Source organism: Nocardia ignorata NBRC 108230 (genome assembly GCF_001612905.1).
Classification (GTDB): Bacteria; Actinomycetota; Actinomycetes; order Mycobacteriales; family Mycobacteriaceae; genus Nocardia; species Nocardia ignorata.
The window spans coordinates 280,146-305,021 of the sequence record NZ_BDBI01000012.1 but is presented as its reverse complement, the minus strand read 5'-3'; the positions used below and the strand labels follow the sequence as shown (position 1 = coordinate 305,021).

Genomic DNA, 24,876 nt, shown 5'->3' with positions numbered 1-24,876 from the left:
GGACAGGTGAGGATGTTGTACTCGGATGGGTGAAGTTCGTCGGTCGCCGCGTGGTCGAGGCAATCGGAAGCCGGGCGCTCCCCTCTTCGCACAGCTGCTGACCGCCGCGGTGGACACCGCCGCCGACGCGATCGCCCTGTCCTTCTCCCCCGTCGACGGTGCCCGCCGCGAGCTCACCTACACCGAGCTCGACGAGTACTCCGCCCGGCTGACGCGAGAGCTGCTCGCCTGTGGCATCGGCCCGGGCGACGTGGTGGCGCTCGGTTTCACCCGCTCGATCGAATCGGTGGCGGCGGTGTGGGCGGTCGCCAAAACCGGTGCCGCCTACGTGCCCGTCGATCCGTCGTTACCCGCCGAGCGCATCGCCTACCTGCTGGCCGACTCCAGCGCGGTCCTCGGCCTCACCTGCGCGGCACACCGGCCGACCCTCGGCGAGTCGATCGTCTGGCTCGAGCTCGATTCCGACGCCGAACGGATCGCCGCCCAGCCGGCTCATCCGATCTCGTATCTGGACCGGGTGCGCCCGCTGACCGACCAGCACCCCGCCTACGTCGTCTACACCTCCGGTTCCACGGGCAGACCCAAGGGCGTGGTCGTCACGCATACCGGCCTGGCCGGTCTGGTCGCGGCGGCCCGCGAACGATATGCGGTCGATGCCTCGGCACGAGTGCTGCACGTGTGTTCTCCGAATTTCGACGTATCCGTGCTGGAACTGCTGGTGGCGTTCAACTCCGGTGCCACACTCGTTGTCGCGCCGCCACAGGTCTACGCGGGCCCGGAGCTGGCCGAGCTGATCGCCCGGGAACGGGTGACGCACATGCTCATCACCCCGGCGGCCCTGGAATCGGTGGACCCGCGCGGGCTCGACGAGTTACGGGTCGTGGTGGTCGCCGGTGATGCCTTCGGGCCGACATTGGTCCAGCGCTGGGCGCAGGGTCGCGCGTTCTTCAACGGGTACGGCCCCACCGAGGCGACCGTGCTGGCCACCGGCAGCGCCGCGTTGACACCCGGTGAGCCGGTGACGATCGGCTCCCCCTTCCCCGCGATCGGTGCGGTGGTGCTGGACGCGCGATTGCGCCCCGTCCCCGTCGGGGTGGCCGGTGAGCTGTATCTGTCGGGTCCGGCGCTGGCGCAGAATTACCGCGGCAGGCCGGGGCTCACGGCCGAGCGGTTCGTCGCGGCACCGTTCGCGGCGCCGGGAGCGCGGATGTATCGCACGGGTGACCTCGTGCGGCGCACGGAAACCGGCGACTTCGAGTACCTGGGCCGGTCGGATTTCCAGGTGAAGATCCGTGGTTTCCGGGTGGAGCTGGGCGAGATCGACGCGGCCCTCACCGCGCATCCGGATGTCGACTACGCCGTCACCATCGGCGCGAAAGCCGATTCCGGGGCGACCGTGCTCGTCTCGTATGTGCTCGCCGAGCAGGGTGCCGCGATCGACCCCGAGGAATTGATCCGTTTCGTCGGGTCCTCCCTGCCGGGTCATATGGTGCCCACGCTCGTGGTGGCGCTCGACGAGATCCCGCTGACCCCGAACGGCAAACTGGACCGCAATGCCCTACCCGCACCGGTTTTCGCCGCCGCGACTTCCCGCGCACCCGAGGGGCCGGTGGAAACGGCGATCGCCGAACTGTTCGCCCAGATCCTCGGCGTGCAGCGGGTCGGTGCCGAGGATTCGTTCTTCGCCGCCGGTGGCGACAGCATCCTGTCGATCCAGCTGGTGACCCGCGCACGCCACGCGGGCATCTCGTTCACCCCGCAGCAGGTGTTCGAGCACCGCACCGTGGCCGGATTGGCCCGGGTCGCCGCGCTCGGCGACGATGCCGCTCCGGCGCTTCCCGAATTGCCCGGCGGCGGGATGGGTGAGGTCGCGCTGACACCGGTGCTCGCCGCCACCCTCGCCGACGGCAGCGTGTTCGGCAGATTCACCCAGCAGATGGTGCTCGCCCTCCCCGAGGGCATCGATCGGCCGACGCTGGTTCGCATCCTGACCGCTGTCGTCGATCATCACGACATGCTGCGCGCCGGAGTGCGCGGGATCGACGGGCAGTGGTCGCTCGATGTGCTGCCGCCGGGCGGTGTCCCGGTCGACGACCTGCTGCAACGTTTCGAAGGGCCCGAGGACATCGCCGCCGCGGCGATGGATGCCGTCCTCGCGTCACTGGATCCGCGCGACCACCGGATGATCGGTTTCGCGTGGCTGACCCGCGACGACGGCCCCGACGGGCTGATCGTGGCAGCCAATCACCTCGTGATCGACGGTGTCTCGTGGCGAATCCTGCTGTCGGACCTGGTGACCGCGTGGGCGCAGCACGCGGCGGGTCAACCGATCGCGCTACCCGCGGTCGGTACGTCGTTCCGTCGATGGGCGCACGGATTGGTCGAGTCGGCACCACGGCGCCGCAACGAACTCGACCATTGGCAGCGAACCCTGGGGGTTGCCGACCCGCTGCTGGGGAAACGTGGGCTGGACCCGGTTATCGATACCGCGTCGACCGTGCGCACGTTCAGCGTCGAGATCCCCGCCGACATCACCCGTGCCGTGCTCACCGACCTGCCCGCTCGCTACCGGGCAGGCGCCGAGGACGGCCTCCTCGCCGCGCTGGCCATGGCGGTGCGGAGCTGGCGGGCCCATCGAGGCGTGAACGCGTCCACCACCCGGGTGCGCCTGGAAGGTCACGGGCGTGAGGAATCCGCCGTCGACGGCGCCGACCTGACGCGGACCGTCGGCTGGTTCACCAGCATGTACCCGGTGGCGCTCGACCTGAGCGAGGTCGACGCCGACGGCGCATGGCAACCGGGCGCGCAGACCGCGTCGGTGGTCAAGGCCGTCAAGGAACAGTTGCGCGCGGTGCCACACCGCGGCATCGGTTTCGGCATCCTGCGCCACCTCGATCCCGCGACCGAGCTAACGGGTTCGCTGGGCCAGGTCGGGTTCAACTACCTCGGCCGCATCTCCACCGGCGACGCCACCGACCACAGCTGGTTGCCGACCGCGGACTGGGGCGAACCGGCCGCCGACCAGGACCCGCAACTGCCCGCTACCGCCGTTGTCGACATCAACGCGGTAGCTGTCGGCACGGAAGACGGTGTGCTGCTTCGTGCTTCGTTCTCCTACGCGTCGCTGATCCTGGACGAGGCGGACGTGCGCGAGCTCGCCGACTGCTGGACCTCGGCGTTGACGGTGCTCGCCGAACATCTGGACCATCCGGCGGCCGGTGGCCTGTCGCCCGCCGATGTGCCGCTGGTCGACGTCACCCAGGCCGAACTCGACGACTGGCAGCGCACCCGTCCCGGCCTCAGCGATATGGTGCCGTTGGCTCCCTTGCAGCTCGGGTTGCTGTTCCTGGCGCAGGTGTCGCCGACCGACCCGTACCTGGTGCAATTGGCGGTCGAGATGACCGGTGCGGTCGACCTCGAGCGGCTACGCCGGGCGGCGGGGGCGGTGCTGGACCGGCACGGCATCCTGCGCACCGCCTTCACGACGACAACGGCCGGTACCCCGGTCGGTTTCGTGGTCGACGACGTGACGGTGCCGTGGCGCGTCGTCGACACCGACCGCACCGACCCGCACGCACTGCTCGCCGCCGAATCCCGCATCGGGTTCGACCTGACCGCCCCACCCCTGCTCCGGTTCACCGTCTATCGCGGGCCGGCGAGCCTGCATCTGGTGGTGACCGCGCATCACCTGCTGGTCGACGGGTGGTCCATGCCGTTGCTCATGCGCGAACTGCTCGTCTGCTACGCCGCCGACGGTGCGCCAACACTGCTTTCGCACGTGCGCCCCTACCGTGACTATCTCGCCTGGCTCGCCGACCAGGACCGCACCGCCGCCCTCGAGAGCTGGCGCGCCGCCCTGGACGGGCACGAGCCGAGCCTGCTCACCGCCACCGTCCCACCCACCGACGCCGCCCCCGGCCACGCGATGTCGGTCGTGGAGTTGTCGCGCGATGTCGCCCAGGAACTCGCCGGTTTCGCCGCGGCCACCGAGGTCACCGTCAACACGGTGTTCCAGACCGCATGGGGACTGGTCCTGGCCGGGGCGCTGGGCCGTGACGATGTGCTGTTCGGCGCGGTGGTGTCGGGGCGCCCACCACAGCTCGACGGTGTGGACGGCATGGTCGGCCTGTTCGCCAACACCATCCCCGTCCGGGTACGAATCGGCGAGAACGCGTCGTTGCGGGAGTTGTCGTCGCGGGTGCAGTCCGAACAGATCGCGCTGCTGGGCGGTCACCATCTGGGGCTGACCGATATACAGCGGGTCGCGGGCGCCGGGGAACTGTTCGACACACTCATGGCCTACGAGTCGTACCCGGTGGACACCGAAGGGATGCGGCAGGCACACGGCTCGATCGACGGTCTCGAGATCGTCGACGTGCAGGCCGCCAACGCCACCCATTACCCCGTGGCGGTCGGCATCGAGGTCGGAGCGGGGATCCGGGTCGGGTTGCAGTACCGGCTCGAGGCGATCGGCGCCGATATCGCCGAGGCACTGGCGAACCGGTTGCGTACAGTCCTCGACGCCATCGTGCACTGCCCCGAACGCACCGCCGGCGAGCTGCTGGGAACCCTTGCGCACCACCGTGATCCGATCTCGGACGTGGCGTACTGGCGTGCGGTGCTCACCGACCTGCCCTTGGAGTTGCCGCTGCCGACGGAGCGTCCCCGCCGGGTTTCGTCGGACGGTAGCGAGTCGTCACCCGCCACACCCGCGGCGGGGCAACCGTCCGACCCTGCTTGCCTTGTCGAATCGGCAGACCGCGGTGCCGGGCACCTCACGAAGCGGCCCGGACGGGTGGGCTTCACTGTTCCCGCCGAGGTGTGCCGAGGGGTGCACGGTACCGCCCGCACCTACGACTCCACGGCGTTCAGCGTTGTGTATGCGGCCTTCGCGACACTGCTGGCACGACTGTCGGGCACCGACGACATCGTCATCGCAGCCCCGTACTCTTCTGCCGCACACCGCGTGCTGCGTCTGCGCGTCCTCGCCGCCGCCGAGTTCGAGCGCCTGCTCACCGACGCATCAATGGTCGTCGACGAAGCCATGGCGCGACCAGGGATCGCTACCGATGAGATGGTGGCGCTGCACTCCGCCCACGCAGACCACTGCGCCCCGCACCTCAGCGAACCCGAGTCGACGGAAAGCCACCGCGCGGCGGCACCGCACCCTCTGCTTCGCGTCATGCTCCGTCCGGCCACCACACGTCACTGTGACGAGACGTCCTTCGACCTGACGTTGTCGGTCGACACCGACGTTATGGACACCCACATCGAACCCGCCGAAATCGGCGCCGAATTCACCTACGACACAGCCCTGTTCGATCAGCAGACGATCGATTCCTTCGCCGAGCGCCTGGTTCGCCTCCTGGCGGCCGCCGTCGAGAACCCGAAAACCCCTATCGGTGACTTACCGATTCTCAGCACCGCCGAACACACGGCACTGCTCACCCGCCCCAGCACCGAGGCACCGACATCGCTGTTCCCCGACCTGGTGACCACGGGCGCGACTCTCGGACCGGACCGCGTCGCGATCCGCTACAACGGGCACTCGACCACCTACGGCGAGCTGACCGAGCACACCGCACGCGTGGCCCGCGAACTCATCGCGCACGGCGTCGGCCCGGAAGTCCCTGTCGCCGTGGCACTTCCGCGCTCCTATGAGATGGTCGCCGCCGCTGTCGCGATCACCACGGCAGGCGGTGTGTTCGTGCCCATGGACCCGGCCAACCCCGTCCAGCGTCTGCACCACCTCGTCACCGATTCGGGCGCTACGATCGGCATCACCGTCGGCGCCCACCTCGAGCATCTGCCCACCGACATCACCTGGTTGGTCCTCGACGACCCCGCTTTCGCCGAGTCCTGCGCCGCCCGGTCGAGTACCCCGATCACCGACCGCGACCGCCGCACCCCGCTGCGCGCCGACCACCCGGCCTACATCATCTACACCTCCGGATCCACGGGCCTGCCCAAGGGCGTCACAGTGACGCATGCCGGCCTGGGTCCGCTGGTGGCCGAGGCGGTCGAGCGCTACCGCCTCGAGCCGAATCACCGCTTCCTGCACATCTGCTCACCCTGGTTCGACCCGTCGGTGCTCGAGTGGCTGTGTGCCTTCTCGACCGGCGCGACGTTGGTGATCGTGGGGTCCGACATCGTGGGTGGGGTCGAACTGGCCGACCTGCTCGCGGCCGAGGCGGTGACGCACGCGATCATCACCCCGGCCGTACTCGGCACCCTCGACCCGGCCGGTCTGGACGCCCTCGTGTCCCTGTCTGTCGGCGGTGACGTGACCACAACGGAACTGCTGTCGAGATGGCAGGGCCCGCACCGCCGCTACCTCAACGGGTACGGACCCACCGAGACCACCATCATCTCCACCTACGCCGAACTGGCTGCGGGACAACCGATCACGATCGGCACCCCGGTGCGCGGCACACATGCCGTGATCCTCGACGCACGGCTGAATCCGGTCGCACCGGGTGTCACGGGTGAGCTGTATCTGGCGGGCCCTGCCCTGGCCCGCGGATACCGCAACCAGCCCGTCACCACCTCGGCCCGTTTCGTCGCCGACCCGTGGGGTCTCCCCGGCAGCCGCATGTACCGCACCGGCGACCTGGTTCGTCTGCGCACGACCGGCGACCTCGAGTACGTGGGCCGCGCCGACACCCAGCTGAAGGTGCGTGGATTCCGCATCGAACCGGGCGAGATCGATGCCGTGCTGACCGGGCACACCGACGTCGAGTGCGCCGTCACCGTCGGCCGACGCACGCCCGCCGGATCGACCACCCTGGTGTCGTATGTGCTTGCGGCACACGATGCCACGCCCGATCCGGCGAACCTGATCGGCTACGCGGCAGGCCATCTGCCCGCCCATGCGGTGCCGTCGGCGATCGTGGTCCTGGATGCCTGGCCGTTGACCTCCAACGGCAAACTCGACCGCAAAGCCCTGCCCGACCCGATGACCGTCACCGAGACGACCACCGCGCCGAGGGGTGCGATGCAAACACGCCTGGCCGACCTGTTCGCCCGCGTACTCGGGCTGTCGTCGGTGGGGGCGGACGAGTCGTTCTTCGCGATCGGTGGCGACAGCATCCTGTCGATCCAGCTGGTGTCGCTGGCGCGCACCGCGGGCATCACCTTCTCCACCCGAGACGTTTTCGAGCACCGCACCGTCGCCGCCCTGGCCCGGGTCGCGACTACCGACGGACCGGCCACGATCACCCTGGCCGAACTCCCCGGCGGCGGTGTCGGCGAAGTACCGCTGACACCCGTGCTCACCGAATCCCTGTCCACCGGATCGAGTGACCGCTTCGCCCAGACCATGGTGCTGGCCCTGCCCGACGGCATCGACCGTGCCGGTTTGGTCGCCACCATCGCCGCCGTCGTGGCGCGCCACGACATGTTGCGCGCCAGGCTGCGCGAGCTCGACGGCGGATGGCAGCTCGAGGTGCTGGAACCACACGCGGTGCCGGTCGACGAGCTGATCGGCGAGATCGAAGCGGGCGAGGACCTCACCGGCATCGGTACCCGGGCGATGAATGCCGCGCTGACAACGCTGGATCCGGCGGCGGCCCGCATGATCGCGTTCACCTGGGTTCGTGGCAACGGCGGCGGTGACGTGCTCGCGGTCGCCGCGCACCACTACGTCATCGACGGTGTCTCGTGGCGCATCCTGCTGCCCGACCTGATCCTGGCCTGGGCGCAACACCGTGCCGGGCAGCCGATCACGCTGCCGCCGATCGGCACCTCGTTCCGGCGCTGGGCGCACGCACTGACCACCGTCGACCGCACCGCCGAACTGCCCTACTGGCGGCGCGCTCTCACGACCGCCGACCCACTGCTCGGCACCCGCGCCCTCGATCGCACAGTCGACACCGAGGCGACCACACGCTCGATCACCGTGCAGATCCCGCCCGAGGTGACCGACCCCCTGCTCACGACACTGCCTGCCCTGTACCGGGCCGGCGCCGACCACGGGCTGCTCGCGGCACTCGCGCTCGCGGTGCGCGTGTGGCGCGCCCGTCGCGGTGTCGACGCGCCCGCACTGCGGCTGCGGCTCGAGGGCCACGGCAGACAGGAAGACGTCGTCCCCGGCGCCGACCTCACCCGCACGGTCGGCTGGTTCACCACCGTCTATCCCGTCGTGCTCGACCTGACGGAGTTGCGACCGGCGAGTTTCGACGACGAAGCGCTCGCCGCGACCATGCGCACGATCAAGGAACAACTGCTCGCCGTGCCCGACAACGGCATCGGTTTCGGGCTGCTGCGCAGCGCCGGGCACCTCGCGACCGAGTCGGTGGCCCAGATCGGATTCAACTACCTCGGTCGCGCGGTGACCACCGGCCCCGCCGACGACGACTGGCTGCCCACCGACGACCTCGGCGACATCGACGTCGACCACGACCCCACCCTGCCCGCGAACGCTGTCCTCGACATCAACACCATCGCGGTCGCCACCGAAACCGGGCTGCGACTGCAAGCCGACTTCCGCTACGCCACCGGCATTCTCGACGAACCCGAGGTTCGGGAGCTGGCCGACATCTGGTCGGACTGGCTGACCGCACTCGCCGATCACACCAACCACCCGCAGGCGGGTGGACCGACACCGTCCGATGTGCCGCTGGTCCGGGTGTCGCAAACCGAACTCGACACCTGGCGGCGCGATCACCCCGGGCTGTCGGACGTGCTGCCGCTCTCACCGCTCCAGCATTCGCTGCTCGCGCTGGGCGACATGCTCGAGGAATCGGTGCACGCCTACGTCATCCAGCTCATGGTCGATCTCACCGGCGAGCTCGACGTCGACCGGTTGCGTCGCGCGGCGGCCGCTGTCCTCACCCGGCACGCGAACCTGCGTTCGGCATTCGTCACCACTCCCGACGGCACACCCGTGCAGGTGATCTCCGAAGACGTCGAGGCACCGGTGCGGGTGGTCGACACGACCGAGGCCGAGCTGGCCGGTCTGCTCGCCACCGACCAGGCGGCCGGATTCGATCCGGCGGTCGCGCCGCTGCTGCGCTTCACGGTGTACCGCACCGGTTCCGGACGCAACCGCCTCGTGCTGACCGGGCACCACATCCTGCTCGACGGCTGGTCCATGCCGTTGCTGATGAAAGAACTGCTCGTCCTCTACACCACCGGTGGAGACGCGAGCGTCCTGCCCGAGGTGCGTCCCTACCGCGACTACCTCGACTGGCTCAGCCGCCAGGACCGGACCGTCGCCGAGCAGGCGTGGTCGGAGCTGCTGCACGGGGTCGAACCGACCATGCTCGCCCCGGAGCTGACCTGGCCACGCCCCACCGGAACCGGTTACGGGCTGTGCGAATTCGCCCTCGACGCCACCGCCACCGCCGCGCTCACCACCTTCGCCGCGTCGGTCGAGGTCACCGCCAATACGGTCTTCCAGACCGCGTGGGCGCTGGTCGTCGCCGCGAGTACCGGTCGCGACGACATCGTGTTCGGCGCCACCGTGTCCGGGCGCCCACCGCAGCTCGACGGTGTCGGCGACATGATCGGCCTGTTCGTCGACGCCGTCCCGGTGCGCGTGCGCATCGACGGTGCGGTCGGTGAGGTGATCCGCGCGGTGCAGACCGAGCAGGCCACCATGCTCGACCACCACCACCTCGGGCTGGGCGCCATCCAGAGGCTCGCCGGTCGTGGCGAATTGTTCGACACCATGCTGGCTTTCGAGTCCTACCCCGTCGATGTCGAGGGTCTGCAGCAGGCCGGTGGCGCGCTCGACGGACTGCGCATCGACGACCTGCAAGGTGCCGACCACACCCACTACCCGATCACCGTCCTGGTCTTCCTCGGCGCCCGCACCCAGGTACAGGTCAAATACCGGCGTGACCTGGTGTCGGACGAGGTGGCGCGCGCCGTCACCGACCGGCTGCGCACCGCCCTGTCCGCACTGACCGCCACGGGGACGATCGCGTCTGATCGAGGTGCCGATCCCGGTCTGTCGGTAGGCGCGATCGATATCGTGACGAAGCTCGGCGCGAACCCGACCGACCCGATCACCCGCTCCCGCTTCTGGCGCACCACCCTCGCCGACCTACCCGGCCGTCTCACCCTGCCCACCGAAGCGTTGATCGACACCGGCGGCGACCTCAACACCACCGAGCATGTCCACACCGCTGACCTGGCCACACCGGTGCGGCGCATCGAAGCGCATCGCGCCACCACCCGCCGTCCGATCGACACCGGTGCAGAATTCGAATCCCACCACCGCGCGACCGGCCTGCGCGTGGCCGGTGCCGAGCCGGAGGTCGCACCCGACCACCGCACGATCGGTACGGGGTCGGGGGTCGAACCACAGAATCACGCACTCGGCACCCGCGACACAGAACACCCGCGGTCGGGTTTTCCCGTCCCGGCGACAACGCACCGAGATCTGCGGCGGCTGGCCGACAGTGCGGACGCCGGTTGGTCCAGCGCGATCAGCGCCGCGGTGTCGATCCTGATCGCACGGCTCACGGGCTCCGACGACATCGTGCTCGACACCTCGGACCTTCTGCTGCGCACCCACATCGACCCCACCGAACCATTCGGCACGCTGCTCGACCGCGTGCACCAGGCCGAGACCCGGGCGCTCGCCCACTCCGGTATCCCGGTCGAGGACCTCACCCATCTGCTCGGCGCCGACCACGGCTCGCTGGGACAGTTCCGCCTCGAACTGCGCAATTCTGTGCGCCCGGACGGTGCTTCGACGGTGCCGTCGGCCGAGGCACGCGATCTCACGGTGGTGGTGACCGAATCGAGCACCGGAATGTCTGTCGGCGTCGACGGCCCGGGTGTCGAGGTGTCTTCGGCGACGGTGCTGGCGCACCGCCTGGTCGGTCTGCTCACCGACATCACCCGCCGTCCGGGTGTCCCGGTGGGTGATCTGTCGGTCGGGGTGCGGGGCGAGGACCACCTGCTCGCGCGCATCGGCACCGGGCCACGCCACCGCGCCGCACGTACCCTCGCCCAGCTCCTCGTCCGCGGCACCGGCTTCGGGCAACGCCGAATCGCTGTGCGCGACAACGGAACCGACTACACCTACGGCACGCTCGACGCCGATTCCTCCCGGTTGGCGCGGGTCCTGATCAGCGAAGGCGTCGGCCCCGAAACCGTCGTCGCCTGCGCGATGCCCCGCTCCTACGAGGCGATCCTCGCGCTGTGGGCGGTCGCGAAGGCGGGCGGGGTGTATCTACCCGTCGACCCGAACTACCCCGCCGACCGCATCCGGCACATGCTCTCCGACTCCGGCGCCGAAGTGGGGATCACTGTCACCGCCCACGCCCGTGTACTTCCGGAATCGGTGCGAGCCTTGGTCGTCGACGACCCGGCCGTGCGCGCCCGGACGGCGGCGTGTGCGTCGACTCCCGTGCGTGACCGGCACCGCCGCAGGCCGCTGCGCCGCGACAACACCGCCTATCTGATCTACACCTCAGGCTCCACCGGCACCCCGAAGGGTGTGTGTGTCACCCACACCGGTCTGGCCGCTCTCGTCGCACACTCGGCGAACCTGATGCGTTTGCGTCACGACGACCGCATGCTGCACGTGTGCTCACCGAGTTTCGACCAGTCGATCGAGGAGATCACCACCGCTTTCCACCGGGGCGCCACCCTCGTCATCGCACCACCGGACACCTTCGGCGGCGCCGAACTCGACGAGCTGCTGCGCACCGAACGTGTCACCCATACGATCATCACCCCGGCACTACTGAGCACCCTTGATCCCGCCGGGCCGCCCGACCTGCGTTGCGTGTCGGCCGGCGGTGAGGCCGTAGTACCGGAACTGTTGTCCGCGTGGGCATCCGGTCGCACCTTCCTCAACGGATACGGCCCGACCGAGGCCACCATCGGTGCCACCTACACCGTCCTGCGCGCCGGTGAGCGCATCACCATCGGCACTCCCGTACCCGGCATGCGGGCGCTCGTCCTCGATGCCCGGCTGCGACCGGTGCCCGTCGGCGTCACCGGTGAGCTGTACCTGACCGGGCCCGGCCTGGCGCGTGGTTACGGCGGTCGCGGCGCGACCACCGCCGAACGTTTCGTGGCCTGCCCGTGGAGCGAGACCGGTGCGCGCATGTACCGCACCGGTGACCTGGTGCGCTGGGTACACAAGGACCGCTACGAGCTGGAATACCTGGGCCGCGGCGACTTCCAGATCAAGATCCGTGGCTTCCGCATCGAACCCGGCGAGGTCGATGCCGTCCTGGTGCGGCACCCGCAGGTGAGTTTCGCCCTCACCCTCGGCACCGAGAACCCGGCCGGAGAGACGGTCCTGGTGTCCTACGTGACCGGTCGCGCCCCCGATGCCGGTGCCCTGACCCGATGGGCAGCGACGCTGTTGCCCGCGCACATGGTGCCCGCGGCGGTGGTCGTGCTCGATCATGTTCCGGTGTCGGCCACCGGCAAGATCGACCGGACAGCGCTGCCCGCACCCGAATTCGTCAGCCGCCGCTACCGTGAGCCGTCCACCGGGCCCGAGCGCACGGTCGCCGCGATCTTCGCCGAGGTCCTCGGCGTCGAACGGGTCGGTGCCGACGACAACTTCTTCGACCTCGGTGGCAACTCCCTGCTCGCCACCCGGCTGGCGGCACGCCTGAGCGCCGCGGTCGGTACCCGGGTGCCGGTGCGGTCCCTGTTCGCCGCACCGACCGTCGCCGGATGCGCCGCCGCGATCAGCGCCTCGGCGCAGGCACAGGCCCGGCCCGCGCTGTGCGCCCAGCCACGGCCGGAACGCATTCCGCTCTCACCCGCCCAACAGCGCATGTGGTTTTTGAACCGGTTCGACACCGGGACCGCCGCCTACACCATTCCCGTCGTCTTGCGACTGACCGGTGCGCTCGATACCGCCGCGCTGGTCGGCGCGTTCACCGATGTCGTCGCCCGCCACGAGATCCTACGCACGGTGTACCCGATGCTCGATCAGGCACCGGCGCAGGTCGTCCTGCCGATCGACCATCCCGACGTGCCACGGTTGGTGCTCGCACCTGACACGACGGACCCGAATGCCGCTGTCGCAGAACTGGTTTCATCGCCCTTCGACGTGACCACAGAGGTGCCGTTGCGCGCCGCCCTGTTCGACACGGGCGACGAACACATCCTCGCCGTCGCCGTGCACCACATCGCCGGTGACGGTTTCTCCGGTGGCCCGCTCACCCGCGACCTGGTCCTTGCCTACGGTGCCCGCGTCGACGGTCAGGCCCCCACCTGGACGCCACTGCCCGTGCAGTACGCCGACTACGCCATCTGGCAGCAGAACCTGCTCGGCGACGAAACCGACCCCACCTCCACCGCCGCCACCCAACTCGCCTACTGGCAGCGCGAGCTGGCGGATCTGCCCGACCAGCTCGAGCTACCCCGTGACCGCCCGCGCCCCGCGGTCCAGACGTATACCGGTGGCCGCGTGCCGTTCACCCTCGACGCCGCCACCCACACCGCCCTGACCGAACTGTCGCGCACCCACGGCGCGACCCTGTTCATGGCCGTGCACACCGCCTTCGCCGTGGTGCTGTCGCGCCTGTCGGGCTGCACCGACATCGCCATCGGCACACCCGTCGCCGGTCGTGGCGATGCGGTGCTCGACGACCTGATCGGCATGTTCGTCAACACCCTCGTCTTCCGCACCCGCGTCGAGCACCGCGCGAGCTTCACCGACCTGCTCACCCGGCAACGCGACATCGACCTGCAGGCCTTCGCCCACGCCGACATCCCCTTCGAACGGCTCGTCGAGGTCCTCAACCCCGCCCGATCCACCGCGCGGCACCCGCTGTTCCAGGTCGGGTTGTCGTTCCAGAACCTCGGACAGGTCAGCATGGATCTGCCCGAGGTCGGCGTCAGCTCGGTGGAGCTGGATCGCGAACTGTCCCAGTTCGATCTGCACCTGATCGTCGCCGACCGCTACAGCGGCGACGGTGCCCCGGCCGGTATCGGCGGGTACTGCACCTACGCCACCGACCTGTTCGACGCGGCCACCGTCGCGGGATTCCTCGACCGGCTCACCCGGCTGCTCTCGGCGGTACTGACCGATCCGAACCGGCCCCTGCACACCGTCGACCTACTCGACCCCGCCGAACGCACCCGTGTCCTGCACACCTGGAATCACACTGTGCCACACGGTGATCCGACCGCCACGCTGGCCTCGCTGCGTGCGGCCACCGTCCGATCCACCCCGGACGCGGTCGCCCTGGTCGCCGACGGTGCGCGCTGGACCTTCGCCGAACTCGACGCACGGGTCAACCGGTTGGCCCGCCACCTGGTCGCCGCCGGCGTCGGGCCGGGAACACGGGTCGCGCTCGCGATGCGGCGCTCGGTGGATCTGGTCGTCGCGATGTACGCGGTCACCGCCGCCGGTGGTGCGTACGTGCCCGTCGACCCGGACCAACCGCAGGCACGCACCCGCTACATCCTCGACACCGCGGCCCCGCTGCTGACCCTCACCCAGGCCGACACCTGGCTCGCCGCGACCGGTTCGCACGATGCCGTGCCGGTCGAGCAGCTGGAGCTGGGCGGCTACTCGCCGCAACCAGTCGTCGACGCCGAACGGGTAGCCCCCGTCCGGGCGACCGACACCGCCTACGTGATCTTCACGTCGGGATCGACCGGCCGCCCCAAGGGTGTCGCGGTGCCGCACACCGCGATCGTCAACCAGTTGCGGTGGAAGACCATCGAATTCGGTCTCGGCGGCGACGATGCCGTGTTGCTGAAGACCGCCGCGACCTTCGATCTGTCGGTGTGGGAGTTCTGGTCCACCGGGGTGAGTGGTGGGCGCATCGTGCTCGCGTCCGCGGGCGGACACCGCGACCCCGCCTATCTGGCGGAGCTGATGCGCACCGAGAACGTCACCACCCTGCACGCCGTGCCCTCGATGCTCGATGCCCTGCTCACCGAGGAACTGCCCAGCTCGCTGCGCCGCGTCCTCGCCATCGGTGAGGCACTGCCGGTGTCCCTGGCGCGCCGCATCCAGACCGCGGCGCCACAGGCAGCGCTGTTCAACGTGTATGGGCCCACCGAGGCCGCCGTGTCGATCACCAGTCACCGGGTGACACCGCGCGACACCGTCACCGTGCCGATCGGCCGACCCGTCCACAACAGCCGGGTCTACGTTCTCGACGCACACCTGAACCCCGTTCCCGCCGGGGTCACCGGCGAGTTGTACCTGGGCGGAACACAATTGGCCACCGAGTACCTGGCCCGTCCCGATCTCACCGCCGAACGGTTCGTCGCCGACCCCTTCACCCCGGGCGAACGCATGTACCGCACCGGCGACCTCGCGGCCTGGACCGCCGACGGCGAACTCGACTACCGAGGCCGCACCGACTTCCAGACCAAGATCCGTGGCTTCCGCATCGAGCTCACCGAGATCGACTCGGTCCTCACCGAACATCCCGACGTGGCGTCCGCCGTCACCCTCGGCCGCGCCAATCAAACCGGCGAAACCGTGCTGGTGTCCTATGTCGTCGCCGGACAAGGCAAGTCGGTCACCGTCGAACGGCTCACCGAGTGGGCCGCCCACCAGCTGCCCGCCCACATGATGCCCGCGTCGATCGTGGTCCTGGACCGAATTCCGCTCACCGCGCACGGCAAACTCGACCGCGATGCCCTGCCCGCGCCGACGTTCACCGCCCGCACCTACCGGGCTGCGGCCGGTGCGGTGGAGCAGGCGGTGTGCGCGGTCTTCGCCGACGTACTCCACCTGGACCGGGTCGGCATGGACGACCACTTCTTCGAACTCGGCGGCACCTCACTGCTCGCCACCCGCCTGGCCGCCCAGCTCGGCGACGCGCTCGCCGCGACCGTCCCCGTCAGCTGGATCTTCACCGCCCCCACCCCCGCCGGGATCCTCACCGCGCTACGGGCGGCCGGTACGGACTCCACCGGCCCCGACACCGCCTTCGACATCCTGCTGCCGTTGCGCACCACGGGCACCGGCGAACCCCTGTTCTGTGTGCACCCCGTCAGCGGCCTGGCCTGGTCGTTCAGTGGTCTCACCGCGCACCTGGACCGTCCCATCTACGGTCTGCAATCACCGGCGCTGAGTTCCGCCGAGCCGCTGCCGGATTCGATCGAACAATGGGCACTGCTCTACCTCAAGCACCTGCGCGCCGTGCAACCCGAGGGGCCCTACCACCTGCTCGGCTGGTCGCTGGGTGGCGTGATCGCCCACGCCATGGCGGTGCATCTGCAGGAAGACGGAGAACAGGTCGCGCTGCTCGGCATGCTCGACAGCCGCCTCACCAGCGCCTCACCCGCGACGGCCACCGCAGCCACCGCCGCCGACCTCCTCGGCGGGTTCGCCGCCGGGGACGAGGTCGACGCACGCGCCCTGGCCCGCCAACTGTGCGCGCTGTCGGCACCCGACGTGCCCGTCGACGAAGCACGCGCCGACCGGATCATCGACGGTGCGACCACCTCCCTCGCACTCGACGCCGCCTACCGCCCCCGCCCCTTCCACGGCCCCCTCACCTACTTCACCGCCACCGACGACCCGACCGGCTCCACCGGTGCGACATCGTGGGCGGACGCGGTCACCGCAACGGTGCACAACCACCCGATCGCAGCCACCCACTGGCGGATGACCGAACCCGCCGCCCTCGCCGAAATCGCGCGGATCCTGCGTCGCATCGACGAATAGCCGTCACGGGATCAACACGAGACGACCGGTGAGCCCACCCGCGGCGAGGCGGGAGTGGGCCTGTGCGGCGTCGTCGAGCGGCAGAGTCGCGGCGACACGGGTGGTGAGTTCGCGCTCGGCGAGGCGCGCGAGCCCCGCCCCGTCGGCGTGGATCCATTCGTGCTGAACCGTGATGCCACGCAACGGAATCGGATCGCCGCCACCGACCACAGTGACGAACCGGCCACGATTGCGTACCGCGGCCAAGGCCCGGCCGCCCAGGCCGGCGGTGTCGAGGGCGCCGTGCACACCGCCGGGAACCGAGCGGCGAACCTCCGCGATCAGATCGGCATCGCGTGCGACGGTCCATTCCGCACCGATCGAGCCGAGAAACTCCGCGTCGGAACCCTGGGCGACCACCCGAAGCCCCTGGTGCGCCGCGATTTCCACGGCGAACCCACCGACGGCACCATTCGCGCCGGTCACCAGCAGGGTGTCGCCCGGTGCCAACCCGAGCAGATCGAGAGACTGCGTTATCGAGAACCACGTACTCGGCATAGGTACCAACGGACACATCCAGCAGGTCACGCAGACCGATCACCCGCTGCCCTTCCGAGAATTCCGGCACTCCCGGACCGAGCCGGTCGACCACGCCCGCGACATCCCATCCGATTCCGGTGACCTCCCGCACCGCCATCAGCCCGGCCTCGACCAGGGCGCCCGCCCGCGTGACCAGGTCGACCGGATTCATCGTCGCCGCCCGCACCCGGATCCGGACCTGCCCGACCCCGGGCTCGGGAACCGGCACCTCGACCAGCCGCAACACCTCGGGACCACCGTAACCGTGAGCGACAACGGCCCGCATCGTCTGTACATCGTTCATGCACACCACTATTGGAGAGCTACACTCCAGCGGGAAGTACGCACTTCGAGGTGCCCACCGCACGCGGAGGTTCCCCCATGCCCACCCGTACCGCAGCACAACTGCGCGCCGAACGCAGCGCCGCCTACGACGCCTACCTCGCCGAATGTCCCGCGCGCAAACTGCTGGACCGGATCTCGGACAAATGGGTGAGCCTGACCGTCAATGCTTTGGCCGACGGCCCCCATCGCTACAGCGACCTGCAACGCCGATTGGCCAGCGTGAGCCAGAAGATGCTCACCCAGACCCTGCGGAACCTGGAACGCGACGGCTTGATCACGCGCACTGTGCGACCGAGCGTCCCGGTGCGCGTCGACTACCAGCTCACCGAGCTCGGTCATTCCTTGCTGCCGGTGATGCAGGCGGTGAAAGCCTGGGCCGAACAACATATGAACGAAGTCGAGCACGCGCGCTCCATCTACGAAGCCCGAACTCCCGGCGAGGCGTAACCGCTCAGATCTGGTGTGACCAGGCGATGAAGAACAGCGTGCCCGCCGCCGTGAGCAGCACGGCGAGCGGGACCGGCCACCACGACCGGTGACCGCCCAGCACGGTGTGGATCAACCGGACCTGCAACCGCCCCAGCGCCGCGACCACCGCGAGGAACAGTGGTGCGAGGAGCACCGCGAGCAGCGCGTGCACCGCCCACGCACCGGCCAGAGTCGGCCCGCCCCAGGCATTCCGGTACCCGTCACCGACCAGCAGCGGGTAGGCCAGACCGCGAACGAGCACCAGCACGCTCAACAGCACCAGGAACCAGCCGACGACACCCACCCCCGCCGACAGCACCGAATGCACCAGGCACCGGGGCAGCGACACACCATGAGCACCCACCGGTTCCCGCAGCATCCGCCGCGCCACCCGCACCCGGGTGCGGACCCGAGTGAAAGCCAGCGGCACCGCGACCAACTCGAAGCTCGCCGAGCGGGCCGCCGCGGCGATCACCGCAGAGCCCCCGAGGCGGCGAGGTCGTCGAACAGCAACTGGTCGACCGGCGGAACCAGATCACGGTCGCCGAAACCGAACCACGCCAATGCCTCGATCTCGCTGCTCGCCGTCAGCACGCCCCGGTACTCGGCGGTGTAACAGGCCATCCGCACCACGGTGTCCTCGTCGTGGGAAACGTGCGCCTCATAGGTGCCCACATGGACCGCGGTCTCGGCCGACAACTCCACGGTCAGTTCCTCGGCCACCTCACGCACCAGCGTCTCGAGATCCGTTTCCGCGCCCTCGCGTTTGCCGCCGGGAATGTAGAAGACATCCTTGCCGCGCGGGCGGGCGCACAGGATGCGCCCGTTGTCGATCAGGACCCAGGCCACGGTGTCGATCAGCTGCCGAATCGGAGACTCCACGGCCCGCAGCCTAACCCCACCCGGGCCCGCCGGGCGCGGCCGCGCGGCTCAATGCCCAGGCAGCACGCAGGCCGTGTCCAAGCCGAGGACCCGGTTGAGGCGGCCGAAAGCCAGCCACGAACCGATGCTCATGCTCAACTCGACCACCTCGGGCTGGGTGTAGTGGTCGAACATGCGGGCCCAGAAGTCCTCGTCGAGACCGTGATGATCGGTGGCATAGCGCTCGGCGTATTCGGCCGCCAAACGGGTTCGCTCGTCGAACCGGTCGGTGTCGCGCCAGTCGGTGACCGCGTCGGCGAACTCCGGTTCGACCTTCACCCCGTCGCGTTCGGTGCGCCAGTCCTGACAGAACAGGCACCCGTTGATCTGGGCGATGCGCAACCGGGCCGCCTCGAACTCCCGCAGCCCGAGCGTGGAGTGCTCGTACACCGACAGCGAGAACGCCGCGGCCGCGACACCGATACCGGGCACCATCTCGCCCCACACATACCCGATGGGATCCTTGCCCTGCGGCACGTCGATGATCATGGGATCTTCCTTCCGAGTTTGCCGACCGCGGCGCGCAACGGAACCTCGAGCGCGTCGTAGAGACCTGGTTCGGCGGCGACCAGCCAGTCGATCGCGTTGACCAATCTGCCCACCGCCGTGGCATTTCCGCCCGCTGCCCGGTTACCGCCCTCGTCGGTGGCGGTCACGTTCACCTCGATGCGCGGGCTGCCCTCGATGATCACCCGGTGCGCACCCTCCCCGTCTGGTGGCGAGGGCCAGTCCGGCGCGCAGTCCGGGTGGATACGGGTGACATGCTCGATGATGATGCGTGCCTCGCCCTCGACGATGCCCTGCACCTCGAAACGCACCGCCCCCTGCGTGCCCGCCCCGAACTCACCCATCCGCACCGTCTGCACCGTGGCATCGAGTGCACGCCGCTCGACGGTCTCACGGACATCGTCCAGTTCCACGTCCAGTGCCCTGGCCAGCAATCGGATCTGCCCGCCCCACACCATCGTCGGCACCGAGGGCAACAGCATCGGAGGCTGATAGTCCATCGGCTGCCCCATCCCCACCAGGTAACGCACCGAGTCGGGTTGGTCGTAGGTGGAGTAGTCGAAGATCTCCTGGCAGCGCACCACGTCCAAGGTGCCCGCGAGCCCGCTGATCAGCACCGGCAGCACGTCGTTGCCCCAACCGGGGTCGACGCCGGACACGAACAGCGAACCACCGCCGTCCTCGATCGCCGCCAGCACCGGGTCACGGATCTCGGCGGGCGCGTTACGGGGGTCGTAGAGGGCGTAGAGCGCGGGCGTCACGACCACGGCACCGGCCCGGATCGCGCGCACGATGTCGGCGAGCGCGTCGTCGGGGCGGATATCGCCGGACGCCGCGTACACCACCGCACGGGGGCGGTTCGCGAGCACGGCGTCGATGTCGTCGGTCGCGCGCACGCCGAGCTGGGTGTCGAGACCGGCGAGGTCACCGGCATCGCGGCCGACCTTCGCGGGGTCGTGGACGAGCACCGCGGACAGTTCCAGCGCCGGATGAGCGGTGACGCAACGGATGGCCGCGCGACCGACATTGCCGGTGCCCCAGACGATCGTGGGGATCATCGCCTCACCGTAGCAAGCGCTTGGTTCGCCCGTGGCGGATCGCGAAACCGGATTCGAGCGACCGCCCCCCGATGTGACGGCGTGCCGATTACTCGACGCGCACGGTGAGGTCGCTGCCGATCGCGGTGGCGAGCCGCTCCACCGCCGCACCCAACGCTCGCTTCGGCAACCGCGCGCCGTCGAACGGCGTGACCACCACCTGCTCGCCCTGCTGCTCCCACGTACCCGCGATCCGGCCGCCCATCAGCACCAGCGGTGAGATCCAACCGGCCGTCCTGCTGACCTTCCCCCGATGCTCGACCGCCAGGAGCGCGGTGTCGCCGGTGCCGGGGCCGAGAACGTACTGGTCGAACGGCCCTAGCAGATGGATCGCATCATCCGGGGTCGCGGCCGTGAGTTCGTCGACGAATTCGGTGGGCAGCCACCCTTTTCGGCCTTCCACCTCGATCTCGGTCAGTTCGTCGCCCAGGGCCGCGAACCATCCACGCACCACCGTCTTACGCAAGCTGTTGCGGCTGAGCCAAGCATCGAAGGACTCCGGCGTCGCCGGACCGTAGGCGCCCAGGTACGCCCGGATCAGCGCGGGCGCCGCCACGTCGGGTTCTGGCAGGCCGGACCAGCCCGCCACCAGGTTCCCCGGCGAAGTGAAGGTGATCTTCGTGCCACGCATAGGTCCGTGACACAACGCCCCCTGCCACGCCAGCGGCTTGAGCACCGCACCCCATCCCGACCGCAACTGCTCCCCCAGATGCCCGAACCCCGGCTCGGCAAGCACCGCCTCAACCAACTCCTCGCGCGTGAGCACCCGCTCCGCCAGCACCCCCGACACCACCTCCACCAACGCCGCCACCTGCTCCGGAGTGGCCCCGAACGTCTTCACCCACGACGCCTTCTCCCACGTCCGAGCCGACCCCATCAACGCCAACGCCGCCGCGGCCTGCCCCGGCACCATCGCATGCAACGTCCCCCGCATCGCCCACGTCTTCACCAACCCACCCACCGATAGCGCTTCCCCCACCGCGTTCGCCGCCCCACCGCGCACAGCAACAGCGGTCTCCGCCGCCGATCCCACCTGCGCCTGCACCCCCACGAGCCGCCCCACGATCTCCTCGACAGCCCCACCTCCCCGAGGCGCCACGAATTGCCGCCCCAACCGCCACGCAAACACCTGATCCCACCCGACGCTCACCATGCGCACCAACCTCTTTCACCGACGGTCCCGATCCCCATCTCAGCAGAGGGGTCCGACAACCTACCTGCCCGCCACCTACAGTCGAGTCGTTGGGCAGCACACGAATGTCCCGACAGAATCCACGAACAGGGGACACGGATGAGCCATGCGGAAACGGACATCGTCGCCGAGTCCGCGCCCTATCCGACTCCTTGCATCGAATGCGGCACGACAACAGTCGCCACCCTGACCGAGGCGCTGGTTGGCACACACCATCGGTGGGACCTGGACGGATGCTGCTCGGCGTGCGGGGCGGTCTGGACGAGCTGCGACGACCTCCCGCAGGCTGGCTTTCGCGAAGCGATCCTTGCCGCGAACGGTCCGGTCGTTCTCCGAACCAGGGACTGCGTACCCATCGCGAGTCTGATGCGGACATTGCGTGTGGTGCGTTCTCTCTCGCTGGTGCAGGCCGCGGGCGATGGCGGAAGAATTGCGCGGGTCAGGGCTGGAGGGCACACGGGCTGAGATGGAAGCTGTCGCACGCCCGCTTCGAGGTTCGCAAGTGGTCGTGAGTATCCGGAAACTTCACGAGGTCTAATGTTCGCCGAGCATTTGCGGACGGCTCCTGGAGCGTCTCGTTCTTGTCGGACATCGATGCGAACATATGTTCGTGTCCGACTCCGCTGCCCCGCGCCGCCCTCGTATCCAGTCCCGTGACGAGGCGTCGATCCTGCATGCCGATCTGGATTCGTTCTATGCCTCGGTCGAGCAGCGGGATCAGCCGTGGTTGCGGGGGAAACCGGTGCTCGTCGGCGGTGGGGTGGTGCTGGCCGCCAGCTATGAGGCCAAGGCATTCGGGGTGCGGACGCCGATGAACGCGGGGCAGGCGTTGCGGGTGTGTCCGCATGCGGTGGTGGTGCCGCCGCGGATGTCGGCCTATGCCGAGGCGAGCAAGGCGGTGTTCGCGATCTTCCACGACACCACTCCGATCGTGGAGGGCATCTCCATCGACGAGGCGTTCCTCGACGTCGGTGGGTTGCGGCGGATCAGCGGGGAACCGGTCGACATCGCCCGAAGGTTGCGCGAACGCATCCGCACCGAGGTCGGGTTGCCCATCTCCGTCGGCATCGCCCGCAACAAGTTCCTGGCCAAAGTCGCTTCCGCGGTCGCCAAACCCGATGGTTTACGCTCAGTCGAACCCGGCGGCGAACTGGACTTCCTGCACCCGCTGCCGGTCGAACGATTATGGGGCGTCGGCAAAGTCACCGCCGCCACCCTGCACGCCAACAACATCACCCGCGTCGGTCAACTCGCCGAACTCGGCGAAGCCCACCTGCGCGCCATCCTCGGTCCCGCCGCCGCCCGGCACCTGTTCGCCCTGTCGTGGGCCCGCGACCCTCGCCGCGTGGAAACCGGCAAACGCCGCCGTTCCATCGGCGCCCAACGGGCGCTGGGCCGCCGCCACCGCGAACCCGACGAGATCGCCGCCTACCTCGACGGACTCACCGACCGCCTCGGCCGCCGCCTACGCGCCGCCGACCGGGTGTGCCGAACCGTGGTGCTGCGCTTACGTTTCGACGACTTCACCCACGCCACCCGCTCGCACACCCTGGCCGAGGCCACCGACGCCACCACCGCCATCCGCCAGGCCGCCCACCACCTACTCGACACCGCCACACCACTGATCGCCGAACGCGGCATCACCCTCATCGGCCTGTCGCTGACCAACCTCGACGACGCCGACACCATGCAGCTGACCCTCCCGCTGGAACCACGCGCCGACAACACCCTCGACGCCACCCTCGACGACCTGCGCCGCCGCTTCGGCTCCGCCGCCGTCACCCGCGCGGCCCTGCTCGATCGCGGCGAGGGCCTGTCGGTGCCGCTGCTGCCCGACTGACCCCGGCACGACATCCACCCGCACATACGGCATCCTTGCTGCCGGGGGCGTCGGGGTCCTGGCGTCCATCCACCACGAAGAGGACTGCCGCAATGCACTACGCGATCATCGGGTTCCTGACCCTTGCCCTGTGGGTGTACTGCCTCGTCGACATCGTGACCAGCCCCGACGACGGCATCCGCCACCTGCCGAAGATGGGCTGGCTGATCGTCGTCGTCCTGCTGCCGACCATCGGCGCACTGCTGTGGCTGTTCGCCGGACGCCCGATCGGCCCGTCGCGCCCGGCGTCCAATACCCGCTTCAGTGAGTACGACCGGCCCGGCCGCCACATCGCCACCAACCCCGACGACGACGAGGCCTTCCTGCGCGGCCTGCGTGAGCGCGCCGAACAGCAGCGCCGCGAGGCCCGTAGGCAACAGCAGCAGGACAACGACGAGGTCTGATCACAGAGTGCGTTTGGGCCGTTTGTCCATCAACCGCAGGATCAACGGTGTGAAGATCAGCTGCATCGCCAGCTCCATCTTCCCGCCCGGCACCACGATGCTGTTGGGCCGCGACATGAACGAATCGTGCAGCATCGACAGCAGATACGGGAAGTCGATCACCTTCGGATCGGCGAACCGGATCACCACGAAGCTCTCGTCGGCCGTCGGGATGCTGCGCGCGATGAACGGATTGGACGTGTCGACCGTCGGCACCCGCTGGAAATTCACGTAGGTCCGGGAGAACTGCGGGCAGATGTATTTCACGTAGTCGGGCATGCGGCGCAGGATCGTATCGATCACCGCCTCACTGGAATAGCCGCGGTGGGTCTTGTCGCGATACACCTTCTGGATCCACTCGAGGTTGATGATCGGCACCACCCCCACCAGCAGGTCGGTGTGCTGGGCGATATTCACCGAGTCGGTCACGGCCGCACCGTGCAGACCCTCGTAGAACAGCAGATCGCTCCCCGGCGCGAGGTCCTCCCACGGGGTGAACGTGCCCGCCGGCTGCCCGTAGGGTTTGGCCTCCTCGTCGTCGTGCAGGTACTTGCGCACCTGCCCGACACCGGTTTCGCCGTACTCCCGGAACAGCGCCTCGAGCTCGGGCAGCAGATTCGCGTCCTCCCCGAAATGGGAGAACGTGGTGTTGGCCTGCGCTTCGGCCTCGGCCATCGCCAGTTTCATCTCCGACCGGTCGTAGCGATGGAACGAATCGCCCTCCACCACCACCGCGCTGATCCCCTCGCGGCGGAAGATCTCCTCGAAAGTGCGTGTCACACTGGTCGTTCCGGCACCGGAGGACCCGGTGATCGCGACGACAGGATGTTTGACCGACATAGGGC

Annotated in this window: 12 protein-coding genes and 1 pseudogene; 5 read left to right on the top strand and 8 right to left on the bottom strand. The window is 69.2% G+C overall.

Annotation, left to right across the window (positions count from 1 at the left end):
• Positions 1 to 25 precede the first annotated feature (25 nt).
• A complete protein-coding gene (locus NI2_RS12565; RefSeq protein WP_067489991.1) occupies positions 26 to 16,621 on the top strand; it encodes a non-ribosomal peptide synthetase in 16,596 nt (5,531 codons plus the stop codon).
• A 3-nt stretch (positions 16,622 to 16,624) separates the two neighbouring features.
• On the opposite strand, the gene NI2_RS35115 is transcribed toward NI2_RS12565, so the two are convergent.
• Positions 16,625 to 17,158: a zinc-binding dehydrogenase gene (locus NI2_RS35115; RefSeq protein WP_243750000.1), complete on the bottom strand. Its 534-nt coding sequence runs from the start codon at positions 17,156 to 17,158 to the stop codon at positions 16,625 to 16,627.
• A 34-nt stretch (positions 17,159 to 17,192) separates the two neighbouring features.
• A pseudogene (locus NI2_RS35725) lies at positions 17,193 to 17,351 on the bottom strand (alcohol dehydrogenase catalytic domain-containing protein); the annotation flags it as partial.
• Between NI2_RS35725 and NI2_RS35110 the strand changes: the two are divergent.
• Positions 17,278 to 17,442 carry a hypothetical protein gene (locus NI2_RS35110; protein WP_243750001.1) on the top strand — a complete coding sequence of 55 codons (165 nt, stop codon included), beginning with the start codon at positions 17,278 to 17,280 and terminating at the stop codon, positions 17,440 to 17,442. The pseudogene NI2_RS35725 and the gene NI2_RS35110 sit on opposite strands and share 74 nt — an antisense overlap.
• Positions 17,443 to 17,560: 118 nt before the next feature.
• Positions 17,561 to 17,971, top strand: coding sequence for a winged helix-turn-helix transcriptional regulator (locus NI2_RS12555; RefSeq protein WP_067489988.1), 411 nt, complete (start codon positions 17,561 to 17,563; stop codon positions 17,969 to 17,971).
• A 4-nt stretch (positions 17,972 to 17,975) separates the two neighbouring features.
• On the opposite strand, the gene NI2_RS12550 is transcribed toward NI2_RS12555, so the two are convergent.
• From NI2_RS12550 to NI2_RS12530, 5 genes are all read right to left on the bottom strand, one after another.
• Positions 17,976 to 18,467, bottom strand: a complete 492-nt coding sequence (locus NI2_RS12550) for a hypothetical protein (protein WP_067489985.1) — start codon at positions 18,465 to 18,467, stop codon at positions 17,976 to 17,978.
• The gene (locus NI2_RS12545) at positions 18,464 to 18,874 is read right to left on the bottom strand and encodes an NUDIX hydrolase (protein ID WP_208115375.1); all 411 of its coding nucleotides are present in this window, start codon (positions 18,872 to 18,874) and stop codon (positions 18,464 to 18,466) included. Before NI2_RS12545 ends, NI2_RS12550 begins: the two co-directional genes overlap by 4 nt.
• A gap of 48 nt (positions 18,875 to 18,922) precedes the next feature.
• The gene (locus tag NI2_RS12540) at positions 18,923 to 19,402 is read right to left on the bottom strand and encodes a carboxymuconolactone decarboxylase family protein (protein WP_067489982.1); all 480 of its coding nucleotides are present in this window, start codon (positions 19,400 to 19,402) and stop codon (positions 18,923 to 18,925) included.
• Complete coding sequence (locus tag NI2_RS12535) at positions 19,399 to 20,478, bottom strand: NAD(P)H-dependent amine dehydrogenase family protein (RefSeq protein ID WP_067489979.1); 1,080 nt, start codon at positions 20,476 to 20,478, stop codon at positions 19,399 to 19,401. The genes NI2_RS12540 and NI2_RS12535 overlap by 4 nt, the downstream gene beginning before the upstream one ends.
• Before the next feature lie 88 nt (positions 20,479 to 20,566).
• On the bottom strand, positions 20,567 to 21,580 hold the full coding sequence (locus NI2_RS12530) for a winged helix DNA-binding domain-containing protein (RefSeq protein ID WP_243750002.1): 1,014 nt from the start codon (positions 21,578 to 21,580) through the stop codon (positions 20,567 to 20,569).
• 733 nt (positions 21,581 to 22,313) lie between these two features.
• Here NI2_RS12530 and dinB point away from each other — a divergent pair.
• Both dinB and NI2_RS12520 read left to right on the top strand, forming a co-directional pair.
• Positions 22,314 to 23,549, top strand: coding sequence for a DNA polymerase IV (gene dinB, locus NI2_RS12525; RefSeq protein ID WP_067489973.1), 1,236 nt, complete (start codon positions 22,314 to 22,316; stop codon positions 23,547 to 23,549).
• A 92-nt stretch (positions 23,550 to 23,641) separates the two neighbouring features.
• Positions 23,642 to 23,992 carry a PLD nuclease N-terminal domain-containing protein gene (locus NI2_RS12520; protein ID WP_067489970.1) on the top strand — a complete coding sequence of 117 codons (351 nt, stop codon included), beginning with the start codon at positions 23,642 to 23,644 and terminating at the stop codon, positions 23,990 to 23,992.
• Here the strand turns inward: NI2_RS12520 and NI2_RS12515 are convergent, their stop codons facing one another.
• Complete coding sequence (locus NI2_RS12515) at positions 23,993 to 24,871, bottom strand: phosphoribulokinase (protein ID WP_067489967.1); 879 nt, start codon at positions 24,869 to 24,871, stop codon at positions 23,993 to 23,995.
• Between the last annotated feature and the right edge of the window lie 5 nt (positions 24,872 to 24,876).